Source organism: Methanobacteriaceae archaeon (assembly GCA_030656015.1).
In the GTDB taxonomy this organism is placed as follows: domain Archaea; phylum Methanobacteriota; class Methanobacteria; order Methanobacteriales; family Methanobacteriaceae; genus UBA349.
In genome coordinates this window covers 146706-165549 of the sequence record JAUSNX010000014.1, presented here as the reverse complement: position 1 = coordinate 165549, position 18844 = coordinate 146706, and the positions used below count along the sequence as shown (strand labels likewise).

Annotated in this window: 24 protein-coding genes; 12 read left to right on the top strand and 12 right to left on the bottom strand. The window is 33.3% G+C overall.

Annotated features, from left to right (window positions below):
- Positions 1-61 precede the first annotated feature (61 nt).
- Positions 62-850 carry a nickel pincer cofactor biosynthesis protein LarB gene (gene larB, locus Q7I96_10500; protein ID MDO9628034.1) on the top strand — a complete coding sequence of 263 codons (789 nt, stop codon included), beginning with the start codon at positions 62-64 and terminating at the stop codon, positions 848-850.
- A 55-nt stretch (positions 851-905) separates the two neighbouring features.
- On the opposite strand, the gene Q7I96_10495 is transcribed toward larB, so the two are convergent.
- Positions 906-1277: a winged helix-turn-helix transcriptional regulator gene (locus Q7I96_10495; protein ID MDO9628033.1), complete on the bottom strand. Its 372-nt coding sequence runs from the start codon at positions 1275-1277 to the stop codon at positions 906-908.
- Between the two features lie 500 nt (positions 1278-1777).
- On the opposite strand from Q7I96_10495, the gene Q7I96_10490 reads away from it, so the two are divergent.
- Positions 1778-2290 carry a nitroreductase family protein gene (locus tag Q7I96_10490; GenBank protein ID MDO9628032.1) on the top strand — a complete coding sequence of 171 codons (513 nt, stop codon included), beginning with the start codon at positions 1778-1780 and terminating at the stop codon, positions 2288-2290.
- A gap of 124 nt (positions 2291-2414) precedes the next feature.
- On the opposite strand, the gene Q7I96_10485 is transcribed toward Q7I96_10490, so the two are convergent.
- The 5 genes from Q7I96_10485 to Q7I96_10465 form a co-directional block, all read right to left on the bottom strand.
- Entirely contained in the window at positions 2415-3116 is a 702-nt protein-coding gene (locus Q7I96_10485; GenBank protein ID MDO9628031.1) for a 4Fe-4S double cluster binding domain-containing protein, read from the bottom strand.
- 151 nt (positions 3117-3267) lie between these two features.
- Entirely contained in the window at positions 3268-4008 is a 741-nt protein-coding gene (locus Q7I96_10480) for a hypothetical protein (GenBank protein ID MDO9628030.1), read from the bottom strand.
- 36 nt (positions 4009-4044) lie between these two features.
- The gene (locus Q7I96_10475) at positions 4045-4239 is read right to left on the bottom strand and encodes a hypothetical protein (protein ID MDO9628029.1); all 195 of its coding nucleotides are present in this window, start codon (positions 4237-4239) and stop codon (positions 4045-4047) included.
- Positions 4240-4254: 15 nt separating this feature from the next.
- The gene (locus Q7I96_10470) at positions 4255-4728 is read right to left on the bottom strand and encodes a GNAT family N-acetyltransferase (protein MDO9628028.1); all 474 of its coding nucleotides are present in this window, start codon (positions 4726-4728) and stop codon (positions 4255-4257) included.
- A 38-nt stretch (positions 4729-4766) separates the two neighbouring features.
- Positions 4767-5453, bottom strand: a complete 687-nt coding sequence (locus tag Q7I96_10465; protein MDO9628027.1) for a class I SAM-dependent methyltransferase — start codon at positions 5451-5453, stop codon at positions 4767-4769.
- Between the two features lie 187 nt (positions 5454-5640).
- On the opposite strand from Q7I96_10465, the gene Q7I96_10460 reads away from it, so the two are divergent.
- The 3 genes from Q7I96_10460 to Q7I96_10450 all read left to right on the top strand — a co-directional run bounded on the left by Q7I96_10460 (position 5641) and on the right by Q7I96_10450 (position 8351).
- Positions 5641-6249 (top strand): GNAT family N-acetyltransferase, encoded by a 609-nt coding sequence (locus Q7I96_10460; GenBank protein ID MDO9628026.1) that lies wholly within the window; start codon positions 5641-5643, stop codon positions 6247-6249.
- A 375-nt stretch (positions 6250-6624) separates the two neighbouring features.
- Complete coding sequence (locus tag Q7I96_10455; GenBank protein MDO9628025.1) at positions 6625-7881, top strand: hypothetical protein; 1257 nt, start codon at positions 6625-6627, stop codon at positions 7879-7881.
- Positions 7882-7886: 5 nt separating this feature from the next.
- The gene (locus tag Q7I96_10450) at positions 7887-8351 is read left to right on the top strand and encodes a flavodoxin domain-containing protein (protein MDO9628024.1); all 465 of its coding nucleotides are present in this window, start codon (positions 7887-7889) and stop codon (positions 8349-8351) included.
- Here Q7I96_10450 and Q7I96_10445 read toward each other — a convergent pair.
- Positions 8348-9232 carry an alpha/beta hydrolase gene (locus tag Q7I96_10445; GenBank protein ID MDO9628023.1) on the bottom strand — a complete coding sequence of 295 codons (885 nt, stop codon included), beginning with the start codon at positions 9230-9232 and terminating at the stop codon, positions 8348-8350. The genes Q7I96_10450 and Q7I96_10445 overlap by 4 nt on opposite strands.
- 97 nt (positions 9233-9329) lie before the next feature.
- On the opposite strand from Q7I96_10445, the gene Q7I96_10440 reads away from it, so the two are divergent.
- The 6 genes from Q7I96_10440 (at position 9330) to Q7I96_10415 (ending at position 13081) form a co-directional block, all read left to right on the top strand.
- The gene (locus tag Q7I96_10440) at positions 9330-9734 is read left to right on the top strand and encodes a GNAT family N-acetyltransferase (protein MDO9628022.1); all 405 of its coding nucleotides are present in this window, start codon (positions 9330-9332) and stop codon (positions 9732-9734) included.
- Between the two features lie 76 nt (positions 9735-9810).
- Entirely contained in the window at positions 9811-10185 is a 375-nt protein-coding gene (locus Q7I96_10435) for a GNAT family N-acetyltransferase (protein MDO9628021.1), read from the top strand.
- Positions 10186-10519: 334 nt separating this feature from the next.
- The gene (locus Q7I96_10430; GenBank protein ID MDO9628020.1) at positions 10520-11095 is read left to right on the top strand and encodes a helix-turn-helix transcriptional regulator; all 576 of its coding nucleotides are present in this window, start codon (positions 10520-10522) and stop codon (positions 11093-11095) included.
- 271 nt (positions 11096-11366) lie between these two features.
- The gene (locus Q7I96_10425) at positions 11367-11831 is read left to right on the top strand and encodes a 4Fe-4S ferredoxin (GenBank protein MDO9628019.1); all 465 of its coding nucleotides are present in this window, start codon (positions 11367-11369) and stop codon (positions 11829-11831) included.
- Between the two features lie 31 nt (positions 11832-11862).
- On the top strand, positions 11863-12432 hold the full coding sequence (locus tag Q7I96_10420; GenBank protein ID MDO9628018.1) for a class I SAM-dependent methyltransferase: 570 nt from the start codon (positions 11863-11865) through the stop codon (positions 12430-12432).
- Between the two features lie 85 nt (positions 12433-12517).
- Positions 12518-13081 carry a GNAT family N-acetyltransferase gene (locus Q7I96_10415; protein MDO9628017.1) on the top strand — a complete coding sequence of 188 codons (564 nt, stop codon included), beginning with the start codon at positions 12518-12520 and terminating at the stop codon, positions 13079-13081.
- 30 nt (positions 13082-13111) lie between these two features.
- On the opposite strand, the gene Q7I96_10410 is transcribed toward Q7I96_10415, so the two are convergent.
- The gene (locus Q7I96_10410) at positions 13112-14134 is read right to left on the bottom strand and encodes a hypothetical protein (GenBank protein MDO9628016.1); all 1023 of its coding nucleotides are present in this window, start codon (positions 14132-14134) and stop codon (positions 13112-13114) included.
- Between the two features lie 333 nt (positions 14135-14467).
- Between Q7I96_10410 and Q7I96_10405 the strand changes: the two genes are divergently transcribed.
- Positions 14468-14617 (top strand): hypothetical protein, encoded by a 150-nt coding sequence (locus Q7I96_10405; GenBank protein ID MDO9628015.1) that lies wholly within the window; start codon positions 14468-14470, stop codon positions 14615-14617.
- A 39-nt stretch (positions 14618-14656) separates the two neighbouring features.
- Here Q7I96_10405 and Q7I96_10400 read toward each other — a convergent pair whose 3' ends face one another.
- From Q7I96_10400 to Q7I96_10385, 4 genes are all read right to left on the bottom strand, one after another.
- Positions 14657-15442, bottom strand: coding sequence for an ABC transporter permease (locus tag Q7I96_10400; protein MDO9628014.1), 786 nt, complete (start codon positions 15440-15442; stop codon positions 14657-14659).
- A complete protein-coding gene (locus Q7I96_10395) occupies positions 15443-16378 on the bottom strand; it encodes an ABC transporter ATP-binding protein (GenBank protein ID MDO9628013.1) in 936 nt (311 codons plus the stop codon). It abuts the gene before it with no gap.
- Between the two features lie 35 nt (positions 16379-16413).
- Complete coding sequence (locus tag Q7I96_10390) at positions 16414-17025, bottom strand: TetR/AcrR family transcriptional regulator (GenBank protein MDO9628012.1); 612 nt, start codon at positions 17023-17025, stop codon at positions 16414-16416.
- Positions 17026-17322: 297 nt separating this feature from the next.
- Positions 17323-18690, bottom strand: coding sequence for a cation transporter (locus Q7I96_10385; GenBank protein ID MDO9628011.1), 1368 nt, complete (start codon positions 18688-18690; stop codon positions 17323-17325).
- Between the last annotated feature and the right edge of the window lie 154 nt (positions 18691-18844).

Here is an 18844-nt window from a genome sequence, read left to right as displayed (position 1 = left end):
ATTAATTGTAAATAGAATTTAAAGGGAATTCAACTGAATTAAGAATTATACTGGTGATAAAATGATGCAAATTCTTGAAAGACTTTCCAAGGGAGAAATATCCCCTGAAGATGCTGAAAAACTTATTAAAGATAATCAGATAATGGAAGTGGGAGATTTTGCCAAGCTGGATATGTGTAGGGAGTCACGCACGGGCTTTCCAGAGGCCATTTTTGCATCAGGAAAGAAAGACCACGAAATCGTAAAAATTATTTTAAGCTGCGCAAATCTGGCCCATATGATGGTCACCCGTCTTGAAAAAGATAGATATGATAATATATGTTTTGAATTGGAACCTTTGATTAAAAAAGGTCTTAAATTGGACTATAATGAACGTGCACGTATTTTAGTTATTAAAGATGAAAAAAAGACCATTAAGCAAATCGGAAAAGTTGGAATAATCACAGCAGGAACTTCAGATATTCCTGTAGCAGAAGAAGCTCGGGTAGTGGCCCAGGAAGCTGGTTGTGAAACAATTGCTTCCTATGATGTGGGTGTGGCTGGAATTCACCGTTTATTTTCTCATCTGGATCATATGGTGCATGAAGAGGTTCAGGTGATTATTGTGGCTGCTGGAATGGAAGGGGCCCTTCCTTCAGTAGTGGCCGGCATGGTTGATGTTCCCGTTATTGGCCTGCCTACTTCAGTGGGTTATGGTGTGGGAGAAGGTGGATTCACGGCCCTTTACTCGATGCTACAGTCCTGCGCACCGGGAATTGCGGTAGTGAATATTGATAATGGATTTGGGGCAGGAGTATTTGCAGTTACTCTAATAAAGCAAATAAATAAGTCAAAACAATGGGATGATTAGTAAATATAATTTTGGTAAAAATTAACTTTTTTTTTATTTTTTTCTCACTTATATTTTAATCCTCTATATCATCCTCATATTCACAGTAATCCTTTCCCCATTGACACAAAGAATCTAATATAGGCATCACGGAATCTCCCTTAGCAGTTAAACGATATTCTACGCGTGGAGGAACTTCTGCATAAACTTTCCGATGTATTATTTCATCACTTTCCAGCTCTCGCAGGGTTTTAGTGAGCATTCTTTGAGTTATGGCTGGCAATTTATTGTTGATTTCACTGAATCTTTGTTTTCCATCTTTTAGAGAATATAAAACTAATGGTTTCCATTTTCCGCCTATTTCATTAATAGCAGCTTCTACTGAGCACATGTGTTCTTTTTCAGCACTATTTCCATTTTTAACTTTATTTTTTTCTCCATTTGTCATTATATCGCCTGATTTGATATTAAAACTTGTTTTTGTTTAAAATTGAATCAATAAAATTTTTGCATTATTGTGGTATAACTTATGTTAGTTAGTATACTTTTTGTAAGTATATATGGTTGTTGTTAGTACCCTTTTAAATACAAAAAGTAACTATAGTATTGTGTTGACTACTAACTTGAGGTGAAAACATGATGGTAAAATTCGATTTACAACATTTCTGCTGTGGTCCTAAAGGCTGTGAGATTGAAGTTGCTTACGGCGAAATGATGGACGCAGAAGATTAAGAAAAGTTTTTAAAGCATTTTAAACATTTTAAAATTATTTTTTAATTTTTTATTTTATTTATTTTTATTTTTTATCAGTTTTGTAAAAATTTAATTTTCATATTAAAGAACGATTATTTATCATTTTAAATATTCATTTACTAACAATAATTTGAAATATCATTTAGAATAATATTTTATTAAATGAAATAACTAATTATTTTGCTTGGTGAGCTCATGGAAGTTTTTGAAGCTATATCTAAAAGAAAAAGTATTAGAAAATACCAGAACAAGGAAATAGAAGATGAAAAACTCGATAAAATTTTAGAATCTGCCAGAATCGCACCTTCTGCAGCAAATAGGCAGGAATGGAAATTTATCGTGGTTAAAAATCAGGAGACTCGTGATAAACTGGTGGAAGCTGCTAATGGCCAAAAATTTGTAGGTCAAGCTCCAGTAACAATTGTGGCATTTTCCACGGAATCAGAAAGAGTTATGCCTTGTGGCCAATACGCTTATACTGTGGACTTGTCAATTGCAGTATCTTTCATGATTTTAGAGGCCACTGAACTAGGTCTGGGTACTTGCTGGCTAGGGGCCTATAGTGAAGATGCAGTTAAGGAAATTTTAGATATTCCCGAAGAAATAAGGACTGTGGCTATGTTTACTTTAGGATATGCAGATAATGGATCAGTAAATACTCCAAGAAAGTCCATCGATGAGATTGTTTGCTATGAAAAGTATGAATAATTCTTATTCACTTTTCAGTTTTATATTTCCATAAAAAAATTAAAATTATTCCAAAAATAATTAAATTTATTTAATTCTTATTTTTCATAAATCAAATAATAATAATTAATAAATAAAATTTTTACTATTTTTGCCCGTGGGGACATACATGGATGCATAATCCACAGACAGGCATGTCACCAGCTTTTTCTAAGTCTTTAAAGTATTCCTCACACTTTCGAGCATCGTATCGTACTTCGCGTGGTTCATCAGCATGAAAAGTTCTTCCAGTAAATGCTTTGGCCGGACATACTTCTACACATTTGTTACACTCTCCGCAGGAATCTTCCATAGGGCTACCCGTAACTTCTAGTGGGGCATTGGTCAGTACAGTAATCCAACGTACCCTGGGCCCGGCCTCAGGATTAATAAGTAAACAACTTTTTCCAATCCAACCGATACCAGCCAGATGGGCGGCTAATTTATGAGAAAAAACGGCGGCTATACGCTCGTCATCGCAGCGCTTGGAAGCAGGTATAGGCAGAACTCTAAAACCCTCTTTTTGTAAGAAATTACTTATTTTATAGGAAACAATATCCAAGCGCTGGTTGGTTACTTCATATGCGTGTAGGTAATTCACTGCTTCAGGCCTATCCATTTCAGTGGATAATTGATCTACTACATCATCTAATAGTCTTATTCCTAAAGTAATGGATTTGGGATATTCATCCAGTAAATCCCGAGCATATTCCTTAATAAAATGTCTGGCTGGAGATAAATCGGCCACTCCTACAAATTCCACACCATCATTTTCTGCAATTTCTTTTATTTTGCCGTAGAGGTTCATTATATCACACAGTTACCATAAAAGCTCATGAAATCTAAATTAAATCTAATATTCGCCCTATTTAAAAATAGTTATTTTTTTATTAACTTTGTGGTGGTCTAATTTCACATGAAAATTCTTATTATTCCATTTTTGAGTCATTTTATGTGCATTACTCATTATTATAATACCTTTTGAAAATTCGACAGATTGACAGGGTTACCCAGTATATTAAATCTTTATCTCTAATCATTAGAAGTTTTAAATTGAAGGTGCCATCTGTGGTTTGTTGTTGCACCAGCCAATCCAGAGCCAATTTTATCTGAGGTTCTTCTTTTTTAAATCCTAAAAAATACAAAGAATCAAGAGAAGTAACAATATTAGTAAACCAGAACGGGAAAGAAACACTTTCCCAGTATTTTTTATCTTGCCGGTCGTTATATTTATCTCTCTGGAAAAATCGACTCATTAGTAGCTTCCCAGCGTAATGGGCATCAGGGGATTGACGATATTCTGGATGAGCCGCAAAAGCTCTAAGAACCATCCCGGTAATTAAGTGGGAAAAGGGTTTACTAGGGTCTGATGGCAGAGGTCGCGGAAGTTTTAATGAATCAGTATAATTTATTTTCAAGGTTCTAAATGGAATGGCCCATCCTCCATCATTTTGTCTGTGAAAAAGCAGCCAATGAAATCCTTTTTCGATTCTAGGATCGTCAGAGTATCTTGATTTTATTAGAAGTTCCATAATTGCAGAGGAATAGGTGGGAGCATACTGTTTTCCATAAATTCCTCTAAAGTCTCCTTCATTGGTCTGATACTTAAAAAGAAATTCTGCGGCCTTTTTTATGGATGGATGATTTTTATTGTATCCGTATTTTTCCACTAATTCTCTTAACTGTCTAAAAGTCTCCAACTGGTTATAATCCTCTGCAGATCGCAGTTTAAGATTTCATCCAGGGTATTTCCAGAAACCATCATCGTTCTGTTTATTAATTATTTTTCGGGGGGCTGGCAACTCCCAGAGAGAACTGACTTCTGCCACTTTTTCCTCTAAAAGATCCCTTCTGGTGAAATAATCAATGGCAGGATTAGAACAATTTAATAAAGTATTTAGGGGATTGAATTGTAATTCGTCGAGCCACATGGTTCTTTACCTAATCTATTTCTTTTCCTTCTTTTCCAGGATAAGATGTCTGGGAAAGAAATTGAAACTGCTATAAAATGGCAGTAAATCTTCATTGCCCACGGCCACCACGATTTTTAATTCGTCAGTATCCTGACTTTCCATCCATTCCATGGCCCTTTTGACCATTTCTTTACCTAAACCTAACTTTCGATGCTCTTTTTTTACATAAATAGAATCTATTTCTCCTTTACCTTTATCACTAATGGAACTAATGCAATAACCCACAAAACAGTCTTTATCACAATTAGATATCACCTCTACCCGCATATTGCATTGGGATGATTTTTTTAAAAGTTCCTCTTTTCTATCCTCAAAATTGATGGTCTGATATTTTTCCTGAAAATGAGGAGATATGTTGGTATGATGATCTTTAAGATTCTTCCAGAGCGGCTTAATAAGATCTAAATCCTCACAACTAATAATTTTAAATTCAAATTTTTTGCTCATTTTCCACAACCTCATTTACAAATACTGTTTTTCTGGGTTCATTTTCGTCCGTATAAAACCACAAAATTATAATATTTGTAAAAAACATCCACATCTTTAAATCCGGCTTCCTCTAGCCAGTTTACGTTGTCTTCCAGTGTGGCGGGATTGTCAAACTTCATGCGCTCTAAAATAACAGTTTTATCATCTTCTTCAAGATTGGCCTGATGAATTACTTCCAGCCAGTTCTTCTGGTAAGTTTCTTCACAGTAAGAATTTGGTGCGATTACTTCATCAGCATTTAAGAATAAACCACCCGGATTTAAATGATCATACGCTTTTTGATAAAGTAATTTAATGTCGCTATGGTTTAGGTGATGAATGGAGAGTGAAGAGACTATAATATCAAATAAACCGTCAAAATCATACTTTAAATAATCTTCATCAATGTATTCGAAGTTTTCTTGCCCTGAAAATCGGTTTTTAGCAATATTTAACATTTCAGGGGCCATATCCACTAATTTAAACTGGGCCTGCGGATGTTTTTCCCAGAGAAGCTGAGTTAAAAGTCCAGTACCGGCGCCTAAATCTAAAATTCGAGGATCATCATTGTCAGTGTCTGCCAGTTGAACCAGAGTTCCATAATAAACGTCAAAATTGGGTATAATTGCTTTCCGATCTTTATCATATGCTTGGGCAGCATTATCGAACTTTTTTCTTAGTAGATTTCTGTCTTGTTGGTTCATACAATCCCTGCTGATTTTTTACTTGATACACTTTTGATACAAATATATTTTAAGTTTTATTCACATTAATTTAATTATATTAACCAAATTTATAAAATCTATCAACATTACACTAATAATTTGATTTTTAATATTTTAAAAGCAATATTTTTACAAAATTTTTACAATTTTCAATAGGAGTGCAATAATGATAATTAAAAAATTTGATTTGGATGTTCATGACTCTAAAAAGGTTTCAGAACTCATTTATTTCACAGATGCTAACACTTATGATCAGATTTTAAAAAATAAATCTCAGGCAGTAAATAAAATTGAAAAACTGGTAAAAGCTGGGAATAATAGTATTGGATATGAAAATATTTTCGTGGTCACGGGGCATGATGACGAAGATGTTTTAGGAATGCTAATAACTTCTAGTAGTGAAGAAAGCAGTTCTAAACAGGAAATTAAAGCATTTTTAAAAGTTTTTTCACCTTTAGATGTAATAAGATTCACTATTTTAGGTTTAATTGATGCCCGGCTTTTAACTGATGTCGGACCTCAAGATTTTTATCTGGCCTGTGTAGCTGTAGATGAAAAGGCCCGAGGCCAAGGAATCGGAACATTTATTTTAGAAAGTGCAGTGGAAATGTCAAGGGATGAAGGAAAAGAAAAGGCAGTATTAGATGTTGATTTTAATAATGAAGGGGCCCGGCGATTATATGAGCGATTTGGATTTAAAATCTCTGGCCAAAAAACCATGAGATGGTTTGGTGGGGAGAAGGGAATGTATAATATGGAGTTTTTAATTAAATAAAATAATAATAAATTATTTTTCATAATCAATTCTGAGATAGTGCTTGTTATTAATATTAATTAAATTTTTATACAATAAACTAAATAGTTGGTTTAATCAATTTCCGTGGTGGATATAATGCTTGACGACAGGAAGCAAAAAGAAATAATCAAGAAACGAAGAGAAGATTTTGAACAAGATAGTGGACATGACAGCGATAGAGTTAAAGGTGATGCACTAGATGATGAATGAGTGTGGGTTATAATATGGCTAAAAAAATATCAAATTCAGTAAAAGACAAAGAAACGGTTTTAATAAACAGTAAAAAGCCAGTAAAGAAACCGGACCCACAATTAATAAAACAGAGAAAGAAAGGCGACTGAAATCTGATTTTATATGTCTACTTCTTTTAATAACGCAAAAATAACACACATAGTTACTTTTGATCTTACTTTACCTAGTCATGATTTGACAGAGAGAAGTATAAATAACGCAATATTTTTTGGTGATGTTGCATCTATTAGCATGGAGTCTCTCAATTCTGAAGTATATGATCGTGAATACCTTGAAAAAACTCCGAAAATATTAACTTTCAGATTAGATTTTGACTTATTTTCTTTTATTAACCCTGCTTTAGAAAATGAAATGAATATTACAGTTTGTTTTGGCCAAAATGGAATAAATTCAGCCAGATTCGATTTTAATTTAACTTATCCTGTAATGACGCCGGAATTAATTAAAATTTCAGATGAAACTGGAGAATGGGTGGATTCATTTATTTTCCACTTGCTAAAGTCAAAAATAATAAGTTTATTAATCATCCCTGCTCAAAAACCATTACTTAATGTGCACTCTACTTATTCTGTTGTTACTAGTACAGATACTGAAATTAGTTCAATTATTATTGAAAAAGAAATTTTTGGAATTATATGGAATAACAAACATTATAGAATGGTTCATGATGACTTGGTATCAAAAGTCATGGAAAACAGTATACCCATATATCGGAATGATATAATTACCATCGCTGAACCCGCTGCTTTAATGATATTCCAGGGAAAGAATCTTAATTATGTTAATGAGCGGATTAATGCCGTTGAAATGCACCAAAGACAAAAATATCTTCTAAAAAAAATTGATTTTCAATTGGATTCTATTATCAGCCGTGTTAAAGAGAAAGAAAAAATTAACTTGAAATCTGCCATTGGTGAGATTGAAAACACACAAATCGAAATTCAATCAGCTTTAGAAATTTATAGAAATACAAGAATATCTGCTACAACATCTTTCATACTACTTTTCGATTTATTAAATGATGTTTTTAGATTAAATAATCAGTATAAATTCATTCAAGAAAAATTAAATGCATGTGAAAAAATATATGAGGGATTGCATTCTGAACAAAGAAACAACTTAATGGAAAGAATTGAATGGATTGTTCTTATTTTGGGTGTGGAATCATTGATTTTATTGTTTTTAACTGATGTAATATATGGCGGAAAGGTTTCTAGTCAATATCAAATCGAGATTATTATTTTATCTATTATTATCTCAACTTTAATTCTAATCCTTATCATTTTTTTATTTAAAAATTATAAATATATTTATTTCTGGTTAATCACTAAACTGAAGGATAGAAATGATGACGGGTGAAAAAGATGAAAATAGGAATTATAGTGTATTCTAAAACTGAAAATACGTATTCTGTAGCTGAAAAACTTCAAGAAAAGTTCCAGAAAAATGGTCATGAAGTAGAAATTGAACGGGTAGTTCCGGTAGGTGAAGTTCCTATGAAAGCAAAAAATGTGGAGTTTCAAAGCAAACCTGAGCTTGAATCATATGATGCTCTGATTTTTGGTGCCCCCGTGCATGCATTTTCTCTGGCACCACCCATGAAATCCTATTTGGAGCAAATTGACTCATTGCAATATAAGAAAATTGCTTGTTTTGTTACTAAGGGCTTAAGATTTAATTGGACCGGTGGAAATCAGGCCATTGGGAAAATGAAGAAACTTTGCGAGTCCAAAGGTGGAAAAGTAGTTGGAACCGATATTGTGGTCTGGAATAAGAGTAAGGATCAAAAAATTGACGAGATGATTCGGAAATTTGCTGTTTTATTTTAAAATACACATAAATATTCTTTTTTTAATATATTGGATTTAAGAAAATCCTCAACATCTTTGATAAATTCAGGGCTCCGGTCTCGAGGAAGCCAGTGTCCACACTCTTCAATCTCTACCCGCCGTGAATTAGGAATCAATTCGCTGGCCATTTCCACATCTGTACTGGGCACTAGAGAATCCTTTTTTCCAGTTAAAAGTAGCACGGGCATTTTAAGATTATGTACTTGATTTAGATAACATGTTCTCAGATTTTTATTTTCAATTTCACTTAGCTGAAAAGCTCTCCAGGCCCGACCACTATCTGGTATATTTCCTATTTTTATTAGTTGATCTATAACCTCATCATTCAGGGCCTGAGGATTTACTAGGATTCTTTTCAGGCTGATTTTTACCAGCAGTTTACTGGAGAGAATCAAATTATTCCTCCAATCATAGGTTCCAGAATGTCTCATGAGCCAAGTAGTTATTTGAGGATAAGGGATTTTATCAGTTAAACCATAGGGGGCAATTAAAACCAGATTTTTTACTTTTTCAGGATATTTTAGGGAATAACCCAATGCAATTCCTCCTCCCAGAGATAGGCCTCCTAAATTAATCTTATTAAAACCTAAAACTTTTATTAAATCATCCAAAAACTCTTGATACCACTCGATGGTATATGGGGCCTCTGGTTTTTCACTTTCACCATATCCTGGTAGGTCTGGAGCAATAACATGGTATTTTTCACCTAAAATACTCATAATGGTCCCATAGGAAAGTAGGGCCGAATCAAGGCCTCCGCCATGCAGAAGTAAAAGAGGGATTTTTGATTTTCCTGGCCCAGACTCATGAATCACAATATTAACCCCATTTACTTCAATTGAATGCTTTTTGATTTCCATAATATCTTCATCAGATTAATAGCGGCACATATTCTTATAATTGATATTAACACAATAATTAAACAGTTATATTTTATTTGTTCAAGGATTTGTTATTATGGAAATTATTTACAAAAAGATCAAGGATTTTTCGCAAAAAGAACTACAGGATTTGTTCCTTTCCGTGGAATGGGATTCGGGAAATTATCCTGAAAAACTAAAAAGGGCCATAAATAATTCGCACAGGGTTTACTCGGCCTATGATGGGGATAAATTAGTGGGTCTAATTAATTCTTTATCTGATGGAGTAATGACTGTCTATTTCCACTATTTGCTGGTCAGGCCAGAATATCAGAGTATGGGAATTGGGAAAAGGCTGGTGGAATTAATGCTGGAAGAATACGAGGGCCTGGCACGAAAAGCAATTATTGCCTATGATGATGAGGTTGAATTTTATAAAAAATGTGGTTTTGAAGTGGGAGAAGATAAAAGCGCCATGTTTGTTACTTATTTGAAAACATAACTTGGATAATAAATTTAATTGTAGAAGATAGAAGTCAATAAAAATATCCGGGATGCAGATTCATGGAGTGATTTACATGGATAAATATTTTAAAGAATACAAAATAAGCACAGACAAATCACTATTATCCATAGATATTATCTATAACTTCTTATCAAGCACTTATTGGGCGGGTGAAAGGTCAAAAGAGGTTATTAAGAAATCTATTGAAAACTCAATTTGTTTCGGGGTTTATTTTGGGGTTGAACAGATAGGCTTTGCACGTGTAGTATCTGATTACGCTACTTTCTGCTGGATGGGGGATGTTTTCGTCCATGAAAATCATCGGGGTTATGGATTAGGCAGAAAACTCATCCAAACAATTTTAGAATCAGAAGAATTTATAGACTTAAAGTGGATACTGGCTACTGATGATAAACATGAATTATATGCTCTATTGGATTTGAATTAGTGGAAGGCAAATATATGTGCCGTGAGCCCTAATTTTTCAATATCTTGTTTTCTAAATATTTTATTCATATCAAAATTTCATTAAATTAATTATTTTGTTTTTAGATCTAAATTCTCATAAAACCAAACCTTTATAAGCAACTTCATCAGAATATCAACTACTCGATATCAACTACTCGATATCAAGTGGTCGATATCGACTGATTGATATGAGAATGTGGATAAGTAAATTCCAATATTTATTCAATAAGGCCAATTTGCTAAATCCGCTATTAATAAATAATCAATTAATGAAATAAAATATTCTATAATCAAATAGGAGAAATTGATTTAGAATGTGGGATAACTGGAAGAATACATTACACAACTGGAAAAGTCTGCATGAGAAAGTAGATCAACTACATAAATTAGGCGGTTTGCGAATATGGATACTCCATGTACTTAGCCACGGCCCAAAAAACGGGGTAGAAATAATGGATTCTATACAGGAACACTATGAAGGAATGTATAAGATGAAAGATCATTTTTCAGACTTTTCTCATTCAGGAAGACACTACAACATGCATCTTAACAAAACCATGAAACGTGCGGCTTCACGCCCTTCGCCAGGTTCGGTTTATCCAATGTTAAAAAAAATGGTAGCTGAAGATTTAATAACTAAAATGGATGATGGAAAATACGATTTAACAGATACTGGCCGGGAAACCATCTATGAAATATTTGGAAATACCCATAACCGCCAGGGCACTTATCATCAGCCACAAGCCATTGAAAGTGCATTAATAGAAATTGACAACTACATTTCATATCTGGAAGATATAAACAAAGAGAATCTAGCTCATCATAAAGAGATAATAGGGTCTTTACAGGAGAGAATTACTAAAATTAAAGATTCACTTCATGAAAATTAAAAATAAATAAGGCCCCCTCTGTATTATTATCTACCGCCTCCAACTGGTTTATAAAATACTTCTCAGGGGCCTTATATCTTCCTAATTTTTACATAGATAGCTCGCCTTAGCTGGGGCTATCTTCAAATTTCACCCTCAATCATAAGTCTATCACAAAATCAATATTAAAACTCAAAAATTCACAAGAATCATTTAAACCAATGCCATGGTGAAATGTTAAGAAATAAATAAATTTAGAATAGAAAAAAAGATTAGTTAAGGATGTAAAAATATGGAATTTGAAAATTTGGCAAGAAAAACCATTGAAACTGAATGTGAAGACTATTATTTTGGTATTGCTGATTTATCCAATGTAGAAAAGTCTGAAACTAGAAAATATGGCTCTCTATTGGATGAATATCCTAATGCGATTTCTATAGGCCTAACCATGTTTCCTAAGATTTCCCACCATACACATCAAAGTGAATTTGAAAAAATTTATAATAACACAAAGAACGCCACGGATAGTAAACTGGATCTTATAACGACACAATTGAGTGAAATTCTGCAGAAAAATGGCTATGCAGCTTTTTCAGTTCCAAAGATCGAAACTAATGAAAAATTATTCCTGTATTTACATAAAATGGCTGTTACTATGGCGGGGCTAGGGCGAATTGAAAAAGATTGTACTTCCCTAACTCTGGATAAGAATAAATATGTTAATTGGGGCACCGTACTAACTAATGCCCCACTATAACCTATTTTTTTGAATTATATCTGGTGATAAAATGTTAACTAAATTTAGCTTAAAAATGTTAAATAGGGAAGCAGCTTCTCCAAAAAATAAGTCTCTAGAAATTATTAAAAATCTTAATATCGGATCTAGAATGGTTGTAGTAGATATAGGGTCTGGTGGAGGATATTTTGCCCAGGAATTTTCCAAAAAAGTCGGTGAAAAGGGGATGGTTTATGCCATTGATGTCAATCAGAAGGCCCTGGATTTTATATCTGATAATTTTGAAAAAGAAAATATTAAAAACGCTAAAACATTATTAGGTAATTTTAATGGTGTAAATCTGCCTGAAAAGAGTGTTGATTTGATTTTTTTAAGAAATGTTTTTCATCACCTATCTAATCAAGAGGAATATTTTAAAAACATAAAGAAAATTCTTAAAAGTAATGGTAAAATTGCCATAATTGATTATAACCATAAAGGATTTAGTTTGTCAGGATTTTTAGGCCATTATACTCCTGAAAATAAATTATTGGATATTATGGGCCGTGCTGGGTTTTTTAGTTCGCAGAAATTTGATTTTCTTCATAATCAATTATTCATGATCTTTGAAAAGAAAAAGTGATTTTTTCTTATTTTATGGGATTTTTATTAATCTTTTATTAGAAATAAATTAATAAATAGTTTAAATCGAAAAAGGAATGATTTGAGTGTCTATTAAAGCAGCAGTTAAGGAACATTTTCAGCAAAGCCCTATTGCTGAGCACTGGGCCTATTTTTTCCCAGATGAGATTGTAACTGAGGTGAATGAACTAATTTCCGAGAATAATGGCCTGGAAATTAGAAAATTTAATCCTCGTGATTTAGATAACTGCACAGAACTATTCAAAAAGGTATTTTCCTCTGCTCCCTGGTATGATGACTGGAACTCTTTGGAACAGGCCCAGAATTATCTGAGTGAATTAATTAGAAATCCTGCATTTGAAGGATTTGTGGCCTGTGAAGGTTCTAATGTGGTGGCTGTTTGTTTAGGCCATAATAGGTCCTGGTGGAATGGCCAGGAATTCTTTGTAGATGAGTTTTTTGTAGAAAATGAAATGCAGGGAAATGGAATAGGAACAAAATTATTGGATGAGGTTTCTAATTATCTCATCTGTCAGAATTATATTCGTTTGACACTATTAACTAATAAAGAAATACCGGCCGAAGCATTCTATCTGAAAAATGGCTTTTATAATAATATTGAACGGACGGTAATGGTTAAAGAGCTTTAATATTATTTTTTTTAGTTTAATTTAAAGAAATTATAAGAATTTTTCAAATTTTTTTTCTAGTTTTGAGCGATTAGTTAAATCTTTTGGATATATAGCGATTAAATCAATATTATATTTTTTACATATTCGTTTTTTAAGTTTTGCTTTTTCTTTATATTTAGAATCATTCATTAGACCAAAATATTCAATAAAAGTTTTATTAATAATGAAATCCCCCCTATAATTCCCTTCGGGATATTTTGGTTCTTTTTCATGGCAAATAGTGTTGCTATGCAGAAAATCGTCAATTGTTTTTTCTGCTAAGGAATAACATAAATGACCATCTTTTGCTAAACAACGAGTACCTCTAGCCATCCTTTGAGAATCTTGATCTAAAACATCTGCTTCAATCAAGGCATTAAACCAGGATCCAAAAATCTTTTTAACTCTAATTAAGTTCGGTTTTCTTTTTAGAATTTTTAAAAGAGATAATCTTTCTTCAGTTGTTAATCCATGAAGATCATTCATTCCACTCCCATAATTTTGTGGAGGTATCATTTCTGTTGTTTCAACTAAATCGTGTATATATTGAATTATTTCTTCTTTAGATGCACTTAAAAGCCCTGAAGCTAATATGGTGTCTCTAAGACACGGAGAACAAAAATCAATCTGGTTCATTCCTAATCTTCTAATTAATGGCTGTGGTAAAGAATTTTCAATAAATTTATTATAACATAATGGACATTTTTTCCATTCTGGGTCTCTAATTTTTTCTGTTAATCCAAGTTCTTCTGCACGTGAAATGGCAAAATACATTAAAATATTATACCAAGCATATCTGGAACATATGGGATCATCTGAAATCCATTTCTCTATAATTTCAGAAGGAGTTATATTAATTAATTCATCTTTAATTTCCCAATACCATCCCCATTGGCTTTTATTTATCTCCTCTTCTAAAGTTCTATCATGATCAATTGTCCACCATTTTAAAATAAATTCATTTTTGCAATAATCTGGATTTCCATTAACCTTCCTATAGGCGGCTCTATCTCGATAATCATAAACGCTCATTGTATCAGGTTCAACCATAGATTAATACATTTATATTCAAAAAATAGGGTTATAATGAATTTCTAGTTCGCCTACACCTGCGGCCTTTGATAAAAGACCATATATTTAGTATGGATATAATCCTTAAAATAACTCACTCTTTCTTATCCTGGGTCATGGCCAGCAATATAGCATCTGATTCATGGACATCATAGTATTTGAAGTGGCCGATGAACTTTTTAAGATGTTCTTCTCCGTCTTTAGTTAGGTAGTACTCTTCCTCAATTTCTTCAACTAAAAGTTCATTTTCCTTTAATGGATGAATAAGATGATCAAATTGGCCTTCAAATCGTAATGCCCGTTAACGGTGGCTTTAAGTTCACTGAGTACAGGGATGTAGTTATCTGGATGAAAACTCGCTTCAGGGATATAATAATATCTGGCCTAGTTTTTGATTCTTTGGCCCATAAAGTGGATAAAACCCCGTTTCTACTGGCCAGCTGATTTTCTTCCCAGCATTTTTTTAGGATTATTAGGCTGGTTTTAATTTTGATCTGCGAATTGCCACCATGCTACTGTTCCTAAAAGACCTAATAAAGTAGTTAAGATTAAGATCATATAACTGATTAAATCAGGATTTGGAGCACCAGCACCCGAAATTCCACTATAAATGGCGGGAATGGCCCATGGGAAGTAGGGGGTGATATTGGGGATCCCCACAAACATTATTTGGGTCACAATCAAGGTACCAATTACAAAACCTAATGGTGCCAAGTATCCTCGAGAAAAGCTCGCCACAAGGGCTACTGGGGTACAGAGCAACATGGTAAAAAATGAAGTTATTAGGAAAATAATAAAGTAATGGTACGCTATTATAATAGACCAATGGGTAATATTCACTAAAAATCCGGTTAAAATTCCAGAAAAAAAGAGAATTAAGGATAGTAAAAAACTCCATGCAATAATGGTAATAAATTTTGATAAAACTATGCTGTACCGGGGTACGGGTAATGCTAAGAGGTCTTGTACCACCCTATCAGAATATTCTCGACCAAAAACCCAGGCCGTAATGGTTCCAAAACCAATGGTCCCCAGAGTTAATATAATCATAATTAGCAAACCAAAAAAGGAAGACCAGTCATCTTTAAACATGGAAGCTTTGGCACTGACCATGGCAGAATTACCCACAAGCTCAGGATTTTTGGAAACAAAAACCATCAACCCCATGGTGATACCAATGCCGGAAAAAGCCAATAATGTTATTATAAATATTTTAGACTTTCTTACTTTAAGAATTTCTGCCCAAACAGTAGGATATAAACCTTTCATCTAAACAATTCCTATTTGACCAATAATTCTTAAGAAATATGATTCAAGTTCTTCTTCTTCAACTTTTAACATGGATGGTGGAAAACCTGCATCTACCAGATTTGAATTCACATCTTGTGGATGAATTATGGCATTTTCATTAGTAATTTCAATCAAACCTTCTTCATTAACTGTTGGATTATAACCTTTTCTGGTTAAAATTGACATTGCCCCATCTTTGTTCTCTAAATCAATTAACAGACTTCTCTTACGGAAACAATGCAATTCTTTAGCATCCATCTCTTGAACAAGTCTTCCTTCATGGATGATACCAATGCGAGTGGCAATCTTGGAGATTTCACCAAGGATATGGCTGGAAATAAATACGGTAACTCCTTTATCGAAGGCAAGGTCACGTAAAAGTTCTCTTATTTCAACAATACCTGCTGGATCTAGCCCATTGGTAGGTTCATCCAGGATAAGAATTTCAGGATTGTGTATCAGGGCTTTTGCAAGTCCTAATCGCTGAGCATTCCCTAAAGAAAGATGTTTTGCCTTTCTATCTTGATAAGGACCAAGTTTAAGCTTTTCAATAATAGAATCTACTGCATTGGGGCTGGGAAGAAAACGTAATCTGCGGGTGATTTCCAGATTTTCTCTTACAGTAAGTTCGGGGTAGGAGTAAGGTATTTCCACAAGATAACCTACATTATTCCAGAGATTATGGCTTCGAGAATGGACTTTTTCATTATTTAAGTATGATGAACCAGTTGTGGGACGTACCATACCCAGTATCATCCTGATGGTTGTGGTTTTACCAGCACCATTCAAACCTAAAAACCCATATATTTCTCCTTTATTGACATTTAGGGATATTCCTTCTACGGCTTTTACAGAGCCATAGTTTTTTGATAGATTTTCGGTTTGAATAATCTCGTCCTTGATTATTTTTTTCAATTAAAACGCCCCTTTTGTTATAATTCTCTATTTAATTATTTTTCGTTTTCTTCTATTATTAGGTAAGATGATAATGCTTCAATCCATAATTCCATTGATGCTTCAAAATTTCCCCCTTGAAAATCATCCCGGTGTATTATAAAATGAATCATTGATAGCAATAGGCCATTGAGAGACTCCATGTCCACTCTTTTCATCCAACCTTGTTCCATCCAGTAATTAAAATATTTAGAAATGTCTTTCTGATCGCGTTGTAAGTGTTCGTTCAAGGTTTTTTCAGGGAGTTTTAGGAGGAGTAATTCATAATTTGATGAAGTTATCTCTTTGTACAGAGGCATGGTAGTTAACAATTCAACCATTTTATTAAGAAAAGTTTTGAAACATTCGCGTCTATTTTTTCCTGGCTGAAATACGTTTTCGAACATTTTCTCTTTAAATTTATTTTCTACCTCTTCTAAAACATCAAAGTATAATTCTTCCTTGGATTTATAAAATAAATAGAATGAACCTTTAGATATATTTGTAGCACTTACAATCTCATCTATTGTTGTTTTTTGAAGCCCATATTTCTCGAAAAGATTTCGCCCTTCTTTTAACAGGGATTTCTTAATTACTTCTTTTTCTTTTTCACTCCAAGGCCTAGGCATATTAATCTCCTTTATACTCTGTGACTAATTATATAAATATGGTCATACAATATATAAGTTTCTATTTATGGATTTTAAAAACCTATTTAAAAATTGACCATTTATGACTTTTAAATATCAATCTGATGAATTAAAAATTCACAAACTTTTTAATTTTTTTTTTGATTGGTTTAGATATGTATTTTATACCTTGTATGAAGAAATAAAGAGGACATTTAAAAAAACAACTAATTATCATTTCCACTTTTCACGCCATGTAAAAAATTAAAATTATTAGATTAATTTACTCAAATAAACTCACTCTTTCTTATCCTGGGCCATGGCCAGTAATATAGCATCTGATTCATGGACATCATAGTATTTGAAGTGGGAAATGAACTTTTTCATATGTTTCTCCCCGTCTTCAGTTAAATAGTATTCTTCCTCAATTTCTTCAATTAAAAGTTCAGGTTCTTTTAAAGGGCGAATAAGATCGTCAAACTGGCCTTCAAAATCGTAATGTCCATTGCAGGTGGCTTTAAGCTCGCTGAGTACTGGGATGTAGTTATCTGGGTGGAAAACCCTTTCTAAGGATTTAACAATATCTGGTCTGGTTTTGGATTCTTTGGCCCATAAGGTGTATAAAATCCAGTTTCTAAAGGCCACCAGTTGATTTTCTTCCCAACATTCTTGTAATGGTAGTTTATATTCCTGTGAATAATCTGCTTCATCACCTTTTTGGGCGGAAATAGCTTCTCTAAGTAAACCTACAGCATCTTTAAAGATATTAGCCCCTACAATTAATCCAATCACTGCATCCACGAAATAAACACCGTATATTGCGAAAATAGCACCTATAATAACTGATGTACCGATAAATATATGGTTTTTAGAATCTACCGACTGGGATATTAAGGTTAAACTGTTGGTGACCTTTCCCACATATCGTTGATAATAAAAAAGAAATACTGCGGCCAATATGGCTATTCCTTCAACGCCTATAACTAGATAAGGTAGGGTCATAGGTGCAGCATGCCCCGCTAAGGTGGCTAATAGGTGAGTGACTGAATCGAATAAAACACTCACTGCAGCAATGAATAATCCAAAGATAACCAGAAATGTACTTAGATTTTCTCGGTGATATTTAATTCCCAGCCAAACTAAAATGGCCTCCACAGTGTCCATGGTAGCATCAGTACCATCTGCAATTAAACCCATACTGCCGCTTATTAAACCACTACCTAGTTTAAGCACTGCCAGGAAGGCATCTAAAAATGTGGTGTTTTTGGCCGTGGTGGAAGGTTTTAATTCTTTATCTGCCAGGATTGCCTCTTTTTTAGTACTTTTTACATATTTTTCAGCTTTAATCAGGCCTTCTGCTGTTAATTCATATTTTTTATCATCATTCAGCTTAACCCAGCCATCATCAATCAACTTAGCCATTTCTTCTTCAGTTCCTTGGCTGGCTTCATGGGTTATTCCATCTTCCAGATGAGAGCGCATGTGGGAAAGTGTGAAAAGTAATCTTTCAGCCAAGGGCTGACCTTTCTCAGGTAACTGCTGATACCAAATCAGAGATAAAAATAATATGGATTTTTCCCATAATTCATCTAAACTAAGTGGGCCTTGGTGAAGGGCCATCATCAGAAATTTATCGTAACCTAAAACTGTTTTATTATCAGCCATTTATTCATCTCCTTTAGATCCATCTTTATAAACATTATAATTAATTAATATCAACAGATAGGTGTTTTATTCTTATAAATTATAAAATTTAAATTTATATATCTTTGCTGAGTATTTACGTTAATTATTTAAGTTTAAATTTAATAAGTTATCA